An 11773-nucleotide genomic window follows, 5' to 3' on the forward strand; every position below is an offset into this window, starting at 1 on the left:
ACGTCAGTCCACGGGGAACTCGCCGGTGTCGATGGTGATCCCGAACGGCTCCGGCAGCTTGATCGGATCACCGGACTTCACCGCGGACAGCACCCGGTAGACCTCGCCCTTCGGCTCGCCGTACAGCGTCGCGGTGGGGCCTCCGGGGGCCCACCGGTCGACGAGGAGGTGGAGCGGGATGCCCGCGGTGGCGTAGGAGGCCGGCTTGCTGACGCGGTCGTGGCGGGCGTTGGACTTGGAGGTCACCTCTACGACGAGTTCGGCGAGAGCGGCGGGGATGTGGGAGTCCGACTCCTCGTATGCCCGCACCGGCACCACCAACAGGTCCGGGATGAACATGCCCAGCCGCGACGGCACGGCGATGGCCTGGGTCTGGAAGATCTCCCAGTCCTCGGGGATCACAGAGTAGAGGCGACGCTGGATGCGAGCCGCGATCACGTTGTGACGGAACGCGGGAGCAGGTGACACGGTGACGATCCCCTCGATGATCTCCACCTTGCTGCCCTCAGGCCATTCCATCTCCTCCCAGAACCGGACGAGGTCGTCCCAGCTCTGCTCGGCGTCGTGGCTCACGGTGAGTGCGCTCATGGCGGTCTCCCATCGGTGCGTCACCGATCCCGGCATGCCGAACGGGACCGGTGCAGGTCCACCGGTCCCGTTCACCCGACTGGGGAAACCGCAGGTCAGGCGATGCGCTCCAGGACCACCGGGGTGGGCTGGAAGGCGGTGCCCGGGGCCGCGATGTCGTAGGAGCCCGTCACCGCCTGGAGGGCGTACTCGAAGCGGTCCGGGGTGTCGGTGTGCAGGGTGAGGAGGGGCTGGCCCTCGGTCACCCGGTCGCCGGGCCTGGCGTGGAGTTCGACGCCCGCCGCCGCCTGCACCGGGTCCTCCTTGCGGGCGCGGCCGGCACCCAGGCGCCAGGCGGCGAGGCCGATGTCGTAGGCGTCGAGGCGGGTCAGGACACCGGAGGAGGGGGCCTTCACCACGTGCTGTTCCCTCGACGTGGGCAGCGGGGCGTCCGGGTCGCCGCCCTGTGCCGCGATCATCCGGCGCCAGACGTCCATCGCCGAGCCGTCGGCCAGGGCCTTCGCCGGGTCGGCGTCCTTCAGCCCGGCCGCGTCCAGCATCTCGCGGGCCAGGGCGAGGGTCAGTTCCACGACGTCCGCGGGGCCGCCGCCCGCCAGGACCTCCACCGACTCGCGGACCTCCAGGGCGTTGCCCGCCGTCAGGCCCAGCGGGGTGGACATGTCCGTGAGCAGCGCGACCGTCTTCACGCCGTGGTCGGTGCCGAGGCCCACCATCGTCGAGGCCAGTTCCCGGGCGTCCTCGATGGTCTTCATGAAGGCGCCCGAGCCCACCTTGACGTCCAGCACCAGCGAGCCGGTGCCCTCGGCGATCTTCTTGGACATGATCGAGGAGGCGATCAGCGGGATGGCCTCCACCGTGCCGGTCACGTCACGCAGCGCGTAGAGCTTCTTGTCGGCGGGGGCCAGGCCGTCGCCCGCCGCGCAGATCACCGCGCCGGTGGTGCCGAGGACGTCCAGCATCTCCTCGTTGGAGAGCAGGGCGCGCCAGCCGGGGATCGACTCCAGCTTGTCCAGGGTGCCGCCGGTGTGGCCGAGGCCCCGGCCGGAGAGCTGCGGGACGGCCGCCCCGCAGGCCGCGACGAGGGGGGCCAGCGGCAGGGTGATCTTGTCACCGACGCCGCCCGTGGAGTGCTTGTCGGCCGTCGGGCGGGACAGCGCGGAGAAGTCCATGCGCTCACCGGAGGCGATCATGGCCGCCGTCCAGCGGGCGATCTCGCGGCGGTTCATGCCGTTCAGCAGGATCGCCATGGCGAGCGCGGACATCTGCTCGTCGGCGACCTCGCCGCGGGTGTACGCGTCGATGACCCAGTCGATCTGCTCGTCGGTCAGCTCGCCGCGGTCCCGCTTGGTGCGGATGACGGAGATGGCGTCCATGGCCATGGCTGGGGCTTCCTTCCGGGAGGTGCGAAGTGTGCGGCCCCCCTGCGGGCGGGGCAGGGGGGCCGTACGGCGTTACTGGGTGAGATGGTCCGGGCCGAAGGCCTGGGGCAGCATCTCGGCGAGCGGGAGTACGCCCGCGGGGGTGTCCAGGAGCAGGTCCGGGCCGCCGAACTCGTAGAGCAGCTGGCGGCAGCGCCCGCACGGGACCAGCAGGGCACCGGTGCGGTCGACACAGGTGAAGTGCGTCAGCCGGCCGCCGCCGGTGCGCTGGAGCTCGGAGACCAGACCGCACTCGGCGCACAGGCCGAGGCCGTAGGAGGCGTTCTCCACGTTGCAGCCGGTGACCGTGCGGCCGTCGTCGACCAGGGCCGCGACCCCGACCGGATAGCCCGAGTAGGGGGCGTAGGCGTGGGACATCGCCTCCCGCGCCCGGGCGCGCAGCGGCTCCCAGTCGAAGGTGTCCGCGTCCCGCGTCACTTGCCCTGGCCCTTCCGGTAGCGCATGCCGTCCGCCTTGGGCATCCGCAGCCGCTGTGCGGACAGCGAGAGCACAAGCAGCGTGACGACGTACGGGGTGGCGCCCACGAAGTCGCTCGGGACCTCGTCGGTGAGCAGGTACCAGACCAGTACCAGCACGGCCATGACGGCGCTGACCACGCCCTGGACCACGGCCTTCCGGTACAGCTTCCAGCCGGCCAGCAGCGCGAGCAGGACGACCAGGAGCAGCAGCAGCGCGTGCACGGTGACCCCGCCGTTGCGCAGCTGGAGGGCGTCGGAGTAGCCGAACAGGCCCGCGCCCATGGCCAGCCCGCCGGGCCGCCAGTTGCCGAAGATCATGGCGGCCAGACCGATGTAGCCGCGGCCCGCGGTCTGGCCCTCCAGATAGGTGTGCGAGGTGACCAGCGCGAGGAACGCGCCGCCGAGACCGGCCAGACCGCCGGAGACGGCGACGGCCGCGTACTTGTACTGGTAGACGTTGACGCCGAGGGACTCCGCGGCGACCGGGTTCTCACCGCAGGAGCGCAGCCGCAGTCCGAACGGGGTGCGCCACAACAGCCACCAGCTGCCGGCGAACAGCAGCACCGCCACGACGGTGATCACGGACAGGTTGGTGACCAGACCGCCGAGGATGCCGGCGAGGTCGGAGACCAGGAACCAGTGGTGCTTCTCGAGGGAGGCGAGGCCGTCGGACAGTCCGGGGACCGTGATGTCGGGCAGCGAGTCCGCGGGCGGGGACTGCTTGGGGTTGCCGCCCTCCTGCGCCGCCGAGCCGTCGGCGAAGAACAGCTTGGCGAGGTACTGGGTGGCGCCGAGCGCGAGCAGGTTGACGGCGACACCGGAGACGATGTGGTCGACGCCGAAGGTGATGGTCGCGACGGCGTGCACCAGGCCGCCGAGGACGCCGAAGCCGATGCCGCACAGCAGGCCGAGCCAGGGGCTGGACTGCCAGCCGACCCAGCCGGCGCCGAAGGTGCCGAGGATCATCATGCCTTCGAGGCCGATGTTGACCACGCCGGCCCGTTCGGACCACAGGCCCGCGAGTCCGGCGAGGCCGATCGGCACGGCGAGGCCGAGCGCGGCGGCGACCTGGCCGGAGGAGTCGAGCTGGGTGGAGTCGGTGATCGTCCGGATGGCCGCGAGGAGCAGCAGCGCGCCGGCGACGATCATGAGGATCTGGCCGAGGGAGCGGCCCGTGCGCTGGGGCGCGCCGGGCGCCTTGGGCGCCGCGGGCGGCGGCGTGTCGGTCATCGTGGCAGTCATCACGCCACCTCCTGCTTCTTCGTCGGGGCGGCGGCCTGGGCGGCGAGTTCCGCGCCGACCCGCTGCTGCTGGCGCTTGAGGCCGTAGCGCCGGACGACCTCGTAGGCGATCACGACGCACAGGACGATGACGCCCTGGATCACGCCGAGGATCTCCTTGTCGTAGCCCTGGAACTCCAGGTGGTTGGTGGTGCGCTCCAGGAAGCCCCAGAGCAGGGCGCCGAGCGCGATGCCGACCGGGTTGTTGCGGCCGAGCAGCGCGATGGCGATGCCGGTGAAGCCGATCCCGGTGGGGAAGCTGTTGTCGTACTGGTGGCTCTCGTTCAGCAGTGTGGGCATGCCGATCAGACCGGCCACCGCACCCGAGATGATCATGCTGGTGGCGACCATCTTCTTCACCGACACACCGCTCGCGGCGGCGGCGCTCTCGGACTGGCCGACGGTGCGCAGGTCGAAGCCGAACCGGGTGCGGCCGAGGATGAACCAGTAGGCGAGGCCGACGATCACGGCGACGACGATGAAGCCGTCCAGCACGCCGGCCGGGCCGGTGTCGATGCTGAAGAAGAACGAGGACGACGGCAGCGGCTTGGTGGAGACCAGGGTGCCGCCCTGCTGGAGTTCGCCGAGCCGCTCGGGCTGGAGCAGATAGCCGATGACGGCGGTGGCGATGGAGTTCAGCATGATGGTCGCGATGACCTCGCTGACGCCCCGGGTCACCTTCAGCACACCGGCGATGGCCGCCCACAGCGCGCCGGTCGCCATGGCGCAGATGATGATCAGCGGGATGGCGAGCCAGCCGGGCACGGTCAGCGCGCCGCCGAGGACGGCGGCGATGAACGCGGCGAGCCGGTACTGGCCGTCGACACCGATGTTGAACAGGTTCATCCGGAAGCCGACGGCGACCGCGATGCCCGCGAGGTAGTACGTGGTGGCCTTGTTCAGGATGTAGACCTGGCTGTCGCTGGCGAAGCCGTAGCTCATCATGTCGCTGAACGCGGCGCCGGGGTTCTTGCCGGTCGCGAGGATCACCAGGGCGGTGACGACGAGTGCGGCGACGACCGCCAGCAGCGGCGCGGCGATGCCGAGGGCCAGCCGCTCCTTGTCGATGCGTGAGGTCAGCTTGTTCATCGCTCGTCGTCCTCTGTGTGCTCCAGGTGGCCGGTGGCCGCACCCGTCATGGCGGAGCCCAGCTCCTCGGGGGTGATGGTGGCGGGGTCGGCGTCGGCGACCAGGCGGCCCCGGTACATCACCCGCAGGGTGTCGGAGAGGCCGATCAGCTCGTCCAGGTCGGCGGAGATCAGCAGTACGGCCAGGCCCTCGCGGCGGGCCTCGCGGATGTAGTCCCAGATGGCCGCCTGGGCACCGACGTCCACCCCGCGGGTGGGGTGGGCGGCGATCAGCAGCTTGGGGTGGTGGCTCATCTCGCGGCCGACGATCAGCTTCTGCTGGTTGCCGCCGGACAGCGAGGCCGCGGTCACGTCGATGCCGGGGGTGCGGACGTCGTACGACGCGACGATCCGCTCGGTGTCGGCGCGGGCCGCCTTGATGTCGAGGAGGGCGCCGCGCGAGTTGGGCTTCTCGCTGACGTGGCCGAGGATGCGGTTCTCCCACAGCGGGGCTTCCAGCAGCAGGCCGTGGCGGTGGCGGTCCTCGGGGATGTAGCCGATGCCGGCCAGGCGGCGGTCGCGGGTGGCGGCGCCCGAGATGTCGGCGCCGTCGAGCGTGATGACGCCGGCGTCGGGCTGCCGCATGCCCATGATCGCCTCGACCAGCTCGGACTGGCCGTTGCCCTCCACGCCGGCGATGCCGAGGACCTCGCCCTTGTGGATGGTGAAGGAGATCTCGTCGAGGATGACCCGCTCGATGCCGTCGAGGCCGGTCTGCGTCAGGTGCACGCCGTCCAGCGTGAGCATCGGGACGTCCGTGACGGTGGACTCCTCGGTGTCCGGGCTGGGCAGCTCGCTGCCGACCATCAGCTCGGCCAGCTGCTTGGGGGTGGTGGTCCGCGGGTCGGCCGTGCCGACGGTGGTGCCGCGCCGGATGACGGTGATCTCGTCGGCGACCGACAGCACCTCGCCCAGCTTGTGGGAGATGAAGATGACGGTGAGGCCCTCGGCCTTCAGCTCGCGCAGGTTGTCGAAGAGCGCGTCGACCTCCTGCGGCACGAGCACGGCCGTCGGCTCGTCGAGGATGAGGGTCCGGGCGCCGCGGTAGAGGACCTTGAGGATCTCCACCCGCTGGCGGTCGGCGACGCCCAGCTCCTCCACGAGGACGTCGGGCCGGACGTTCAGGCTGTACGCGTCCGAGATCTCCTTGATCCTGGCGCGGGCCCGGCCCCCGATGCCGTGCAGCTTCTCGGCGCCGAGGACGACGTTCTCCAGCACGGTGAGGTTGTCGGCCAGCATGAAGTGCTGGTGCACCATGCCGATGCCGCGGGCGATGGCGTCGCCGGGGTTGTGCAGGACGACCTGCTCGCCATTGACCGTGATGGTGCCCTCGTCCGGCTGCTGCATGCCGTAGAGGATCTTCATCAGGGTGGACTTGCCGGCACCGTTCTCACCGCACAGGGCGTGGACGGTGCCCGTGCGTACGGTGATGTCGATGTCGCGGTTGGCGACGACGCCGGGGAAACGCTTGGTGATGCCGCGCAGTTCGACGGCAGCGGGCGGGCTGGACGCGTTGATGGCGCACTCTCCTCGGGGAAAGAGGCTGCGGGGAGGGGGCAGGGCGTCGGCGACGCTAGCGCGGCAACTCGGCGCTACACGCGTAGAGTTGACACATTGTTATGGCTCGGCGCGGGGGCTGGGAAGGCCCCCGCGCCGAGCCGGGGTCCGCGCGGACCCATCAGGTCACGGGGTGGTCTTGACCTTGATGGAGCCGTCGACGATCTTCTTCTTCGCCGCGTCCAGCTTGGCCTGGATGTCGTCGATGAAACCGCCGCTCGTGGACAGCTTCACGCCGTCCTGGGCGAGCGCGTAGGTGTGGGTGCCGCTCAGCGGCTTGCCGTCGCGGACCGACTTGACGAAGTCGTACACGCCGAGGTCCACGTTCTTGACCATCGAGGTCAGGATCGAGTTCTTGTACTTGGCCAGGCCCGGGACGTTGTACTGGTCCGAGTCCACGCCTATCGCCCAGGCGCCCTTCTTGCCGGCGACGGCCTCGATGGCGCCGTTGCCGGAGGAGCCGGCCGCCGTGTAGACGACGTCGGCACCGTTGTCCAGCATGCCCTGCGCGGCCTCCTTGCCCTTGTCGGGGCTGGCGAAGCCGGAGGTGTCCGAGCCGTGGGACAGGTACTGGGTGTCGACCTTGATCTTCGGGTCGGTGTCCTTGACGCCCTGGACGTAACCCGCCTCGAACTTCTTGATCAGCGGGACGTCGACACCGCCGATGAAGCCCACGTGCTTCGACTTGCTCTTCAGCGCGGCCGCGACACCGGCCAGGTAGGAGCCCTGCTCCTCGGTGAAGGTGATGCTGTTGACGTTCTTGCCGTCCACCACCGAGTCGACGATGCCGAAGCTGGTCTTCGGGTACTTCGCGGCGACCTTGGTCATGGAGGCGGCGTAGGCGTAGCCGATGCCGACGATCGGGTTGTAGCCGGCCTCCGCGAGGTCCGACAGACGCTGCTCGCGGTCGGCCTCGGTGTCCGAGGTCTTGGCGGTCAGCTCCTTGATCTCGCCGCCGAACTCCGTCTTCGCCTTGTCGGCACCGCGCGCGGCGGAGTCGTTGAAGGACCGGTCACCGCGGCCGCCGACGTCGAAGGCGAGGCCGACCTTGACCTCCTTGCCGCCGCCCGCGGAGGACGAGGGGTTCTCCTTCTCGGAGGAGGTGCTGCCACAGGCAGTGGCAGTCACGGCGAGAGCTGCGGACGCGATACACGCAGCAGAAAGCTTGGCTACCCGGCGCACGGGAAGGCTCCTTCACCTGACCTGAGCGCCATGTCGGCGCTTGATGGGAGCACCATGACAGTGCCCCGGCCGAGTCGCCCCTTCGGCGTCGGCTTCGCGGCATCGTAACGCGCGTAGATGTCGCAAAAAACCCTCTCGCGAAGCCGTTATCGATTCGAGGCAAACACCGTCTGAACTCGGGCTCCCGGTCGTATACGGCCGGGGTCACCGGAGGTGCGCGAATGGCTCGCGCGCGTGTTGCGCCGGAGGGGGGAACGGCCCCGGAGCCGTCCGCACCCCCTCCGCCACCGGCCGTACGACCGCCCTCCCGACTGTCGTCGGTCGGCTCCCCGCCGGCCGCTCCGGTCAGTCCCGGGACGGCGTCGCCGTGTCCAGGAAGGCGGCGGCGGTGAACATCTCCACACCCACCGTGATCGCGTGCTCGTCGGCGTCGAAGTCGCCCTGGTGCAGGTCACGGATCCGGTGCTCGCCGGGCCGGCGCACGCCGAGCCGGGCCAGCGCGCCCGGCACGTGCTCCAGGTACCAGGAGAAGTCCTCGCCGCCGAGGCTCTGCTGGGTGGTCTCCAGCGACTTGGTGCCGCGCCGGGCGACCATGGCCCGGTGCAGCAGCTCGGTGGACGCCCGGTCGTTGACGACCGGGGGCACCCCGCGCACGTAGGTGATCTCGGACTTGGCCCGGTGCAGGGTGGCGACCTCGTCGATGGCCGCGTGCACGATGTCGGGCGCCTGCCGCCATGCCTCCAGGTCCAGACAGCGCACGGTCCCGGCCAGCTCCGCGTGCTGCGGGACCACGTTCGGCGCGTGCCCGGACTCGATCCGGCCCCAGGTGAGGGCGAGACCGACGCGGGTGTCGACCCGGCGGGCGATCAGCGCGGGCACGTCGACGGCGACCCGGGCGGCGGCGGTGACCAGGTCGGTGGTCAGGTGCGGGCGGGCGGTGTGCCCGCCGGGGCCGTCGAGCGCGACCTCCAGGCGGTCGCAGGCACTGGTGATCGGCCCGTGCCGCAGCCCGACCTTCCCGGCCTCCACCCTCGGGTCGCAGTGCACGGCGAGGATCCGGCCGACCCCGTTCAGCACGCCGTCGTCGATGGAGGACAGGGCGCCGCCGGGCAGCACCTCCTCGGCAGGCTGGAAGACCAGGCGTACCGGGCGCGGCAGCAGGCCCTTGGCGTGCAGGTCGGCGAGGACCAGCCCGGTGCCGAGGACCACGGTGGTGTGCACGTCGTGACCGCAGGCGTGCGCCCGGTCGGGCACGGTCGAGCGGTACGGGCAGCCGTCCTTGGTGTCCGGGATGGGCAGCGCGTCGATGTCGGCGCGCAGCGCGAGCAGCGGCTCCTTGGGCCGCTCCCCCTCCGCGAGCCCGATGTCACAGACGAGCCCGGTCCCGGAAGCGAGCACCCGGGGCCTGAGCCCGGCCCGCTCCAGCCGCTCCTTGACGGCGGCGGTCGTACGGAACTCCTGGTTGCCCAGTTCGGGGTGCATGTGCAAGTCGCGCCGGAAGGCGACGAGTTCGGCGTGCAGGGACTCGCTCAGCACGCCGGGGAGCACATCCCCCGAAAGGCCGGACTCGGACTCTTGCGACATCAATTGCTTCACCCTCTGAAGGGTAGGCCGCCCACCGGTCAACTACCCCCGTATCAACGAAAGTTCAGTCCGTTAGGGGACGTAAATCTGACCGGCGGACGCATGGCTGCGGACTCTGGCGGGTAAACCCTCTGTTTTTCTCCTTCCACGCATACCACGCCTCGCCACGATCACGCGCGCCGTATCCGAGAACCGAAGGCGATCAGGGTGAGGTTCAGGTGGCGTATCACTCACCTGACAATCGTGACCGGATGCCGGTGCGGGGGGAGCGCTACGCCAGGCTCACCGCCGCCAGCCGGTGCACGTCGCGGGCCATGCCGGTCACGCCGGACAGGAAGCCCTGGGCGCGCGGGGAGGCGGTGTCCGTGAGCCAGGCCGGGTCGATGTCGCAGACCGCCACCCGCACGCCCGTGCCGGCCAGGGCCAGCGGGAGGGTGTGCACGACCGTGGAGGGGAAGCTGACGATGGTCCGGCCGACGGGGCCGCGCCGGGCGACCAGCTCCAGCGGGAGTTCCGGGCGCACTATCTCCAGGCCGGTCTCGGCGGCCAGCCGGCGCAGCTTGTCGGGGTGCTCGCGGCGGTGGGCGAAGTAGCGGGCGGCGCCGTGCGCCCTGGCCAGGGCGCGGACGGCCTCCAGGTAGCGCTCGCCGTCCACCACCCCGGTCTCCACCAGCGAGGTGCCGACCAGGTCGGCGCCGGCGGTGACGGTGGGCGGGCCGAAGCGGGCGCGGGTCCAGGCGAAGGCGTTGGCGGTGACGGTGACGCCGTCCGGGACCTCGGACACCGGCATGGAGGAGAACACCTCGACGCGCCGCCGGGCGCTCGGGGTGAGGCGGCGCCGGGCGGAGGAGGAGACCGGCGCGAAGAGCAGGTCGCGGGCGCCGGGCCGGCCGCCCTTGCGGTGCCAGCGGACCAGGCGTTCGCCGCGCGCCAGCTGGGCGACGAACTCCATGGTCGCGGTGCCGTCGTCGACCACGACCAGGTCATTGGCCCGGGTGATCGTCAGCAGCAGCTGGACGTAGCGGGAGAAGGGGTCTCCCATGACGATGCGGCCGGCCCGGCGCAGGACGCCCGCCAGCCCGCCGATGGTGTGGAAGGGCGCGGTCGTGCCGCCCCGCGCCTCCTCCCAGCGCACCCGGTGCCCCTCCTCCCGGGCCAGGTCGGCCATGCGGCGCAGCTGGCCCCGGGTCATGGGGTCGGTCGGGGCCAGCACGACGAGGGTGAGGTCCGCGCCGTCCCCCGCCGTCCGCCGGCCCGGCACCCGCCGGCCCGGGTCGCGCCGGGTCTGCGCGGGTACGGCCCCGAGCGCGGCGGACGCGGGGAGGGCCGGCGCGGGGGCGCCCTGCGCCGGCATCACGGCCGCGGCCGGGCCGGTCCCGCCCGCTCCGGCCCCCGGGGGCGGGTCCGCCCTGCCGGAGCCCGGCGGGGCGGCGGGGTCCGCTCCGTCCGCTTCGGAGGGGACGGCCGGTCCCCGGCCGGCGTGCAGGTGGGCCCACTCCAGTACGTTCAGCAGCTGTACCGGGCTCTCCACGAAGGCGAGCGTGCGGGCGGGGTGGCCGGCCTGTCCGGCGCGGGGGCTCATCGGCGTACGACCGTCCCGTCGTCAGTGACCTGGATTCACACCGTGACCGGCTCGCCGGCCGCCGCAGCGATCTCGGCGTCCGCGACGACGCCGGGGACCCGGCGCAGCTTCTTCATCGGGCCCAGCTCGGAGTCGTAGACCTTCTTCACGCCGTCGCCGAGGGAGGCCTCGATGGTGCGGATGTCGCGGACCAGGCGCTGCAGGCCCTGCGGCTCGACCGAGGCGGCCTGGTCGGAGCCCCACATGGCGCGGTCCAGGGTGATGTGCCGCTCGACGAAGGTCGCCCCGAGCGCGACCGCGGCGAGGGTGGTCTGCAGTCCGGTCTCGTGGCCGGAGTAGCCGATCGGGACGTTCGGGTACTCCTTCTCCAGCGTGTTGATCACGCGGAGGTTCAGCTCCTCGGCCTTGGCCGGGTAGGTGGAGGTGGCGTGGCAGAGCAGGATGTTGTCGCTGCCCAGGACCTCCACCGCGTGCCGGATCTGCTTCGGGGTGGACATGCCGGTGGAGAGGATGACCGTACGGCCGGTCGCGCGCAGGGCGCGCAGCAGCTCGTCGTCGGTCAGGGAGGCGGAGGCCACCTTGTGGGCGGGCACGTCGAACTTCTCCAGGAAGGCGACGGCCTCGGTGTCCCACGGGGAGGCGAACCAGTCGATCCCCTTCTCCTTGCAGTACGCGTCGATCTGCCGGTACTCGTCCTCGCCGAACTCCACCCGGTGGCGGTAGTCGATGTAGGTCATCCGGCCCCAGGGGGTGTCGCGCTCGATGTCCCACTGGTCGCGGGGGGTGCAGATCTCGGGGGTGCGCTTCTGGAACTTCACGGCGTCGCAGCCGGCCTCGGCGGCCGCGTCGATCAGCTTGAAGGCGTTCTCCAGCTCACCGTTGTGGTTGATGCCGATCTCGCCGCAGATGTAGACGGGCCGGCCGGGGCCGACCTCGCGCGTACCGAAGGTGCGCAGACGGGAGTGGGTGCTCATCA

10 protein-coding genes are annotated in these 11773 nt (G+C 71.3%); all 10 read right to left on the bottom strand.

What is annotated here, in order from left to right:
- Window positions 1-3 precede the first annotated feature (3 nt).
- A complete protein-coding gene (locus tag AB0E62_RS15835; RefSeq protein ID WP_362192908.1) occupies window positions 4-588 on the bottom strand; it encodes a Uma2 family endonuclease in 585 nt (194 codons plus the stop codon).
- A 95-nt stretch (window positions 589-683) separates the two neighbouring features.
- Window positions 684-1961, bottom strand: a complete 1278-nt coding sequence (locus AB0E62_RS15840) for a thymidine phosphorylase (protein WP_362193472.1) — start codon at window positions 1959-1961, stop codon at window positions 684-686.
- Window positions 1962-2039: 78 nt separating this feature from the next.
- On the bottom strand, window positions 2040-2444 hold the full coding sequence (locus AB0E62_RS15845) for a cytidine deaminase (protein WP_362192911.1): 405 nt from the start codon (window positions 2442-2444) through the stop codon (window positions 2040-2042).
- Window positions 2441-3727 carry an ABC transporter permease gene (locus tag AB0E62_RS15850; RefSeq protein ID WP_362192914.1) on the bottom strand — a complete coding sequence of 429 codons (1287 nt, stop codon included), beginning with the start codon at window positions 3725-3727 and terminating at the stop codon, window positions 2441-2443. Before AB0E62_RS15850 ends, AB0E62_RS15845 begins: the two co-directional genes overlap by 4 nt.
- Window positions 3727-4854, bottom strand: coding sequence for an ABC transporter permease (locus AB0E62_RS15855; RefSeq protein ID WP_362192917.1), 1128 nt, complete (start codon window positions 4852-4854; stop codon window positions 3727-3729). The genes AB0E62_RS15850 and AB0E62_RS15855 overlap by 1 nt, the downstream gene beginning before the upstream one ends.
- Window positions 4851-6410, bottom strand: a complete 1560-nt coding sequence (locus AB0E62_RS15860) for an ABC transporter ATP-binding protein (protein WP_362193475.1) — start codon at window positions 6408-6410, stop codon at window positions 4851-4853. The genes AB0E62_RS15855 and AB0E62_RS15860 overlap by 4 nt, the downstream gene beginning before the upstream one ends.
- Window positions 6411-6575: 165 nt before the next feature.
- Window positions 6576-7631: a BMP family ABC transporter substrate-binding protein gene (locus AB0E62_RS15865; protein ID WP_362192919.1), complete on the bottom strand. Its 1056-nt coding sequence runs from the start codon at window positions 7629-7631 to the stop codon at window positions 6576-6578.
- A gap of 345 nt (window positions 7632-7976) precedes the next feature.
- The gene (locus AB0E62_RS15870) at window positions 7977-9215 is read right to left on the bottom strand and encodes an amidohydrolase (protein ID WP_362192921.1); all 1239 of its coding nucleotides are present in this window, start codon (window positions 9213-9215) and stop codon (window positions 7977-7979) included.
- Between the two features lie 271 nt (window positions 9216-9486).
- The gene (locus tag AB0E62_RS15875; protein ID WP_362192924.1) at window positions 9487-10797 is read right to left on the bottom strand and encodes a hypothetical protein; all 1311 of its coding nucleotides are present in this window, start codon (window positions 10795-10797) and stop codon (window positions 9487-9489) included.
- A 35-nt stretch (window positions 10798-10832) separates the two neighbouring features.
- A complete protein-coding gene (locus AB0E62_RS15880; protein ID WP_362192927.1) occupies window positions 10833-11771 on the bottom strand; it encodes an N-acetylneuraminate synthase family protein in 939 nt (312 codons plus the stop codon).
- Between the last annotated feature and the right edge of the window lie 2 nt (window positions 11772-11773).

This window comes from Streptomyces sp. NPDC038707, from assembly GCF_040636485.1.
Taxonomy (GTDB): Bacteria; Actinomycetota; Actinomycetes; order Streptomycetales; family Streptomycetaceae; genus Streptomyces.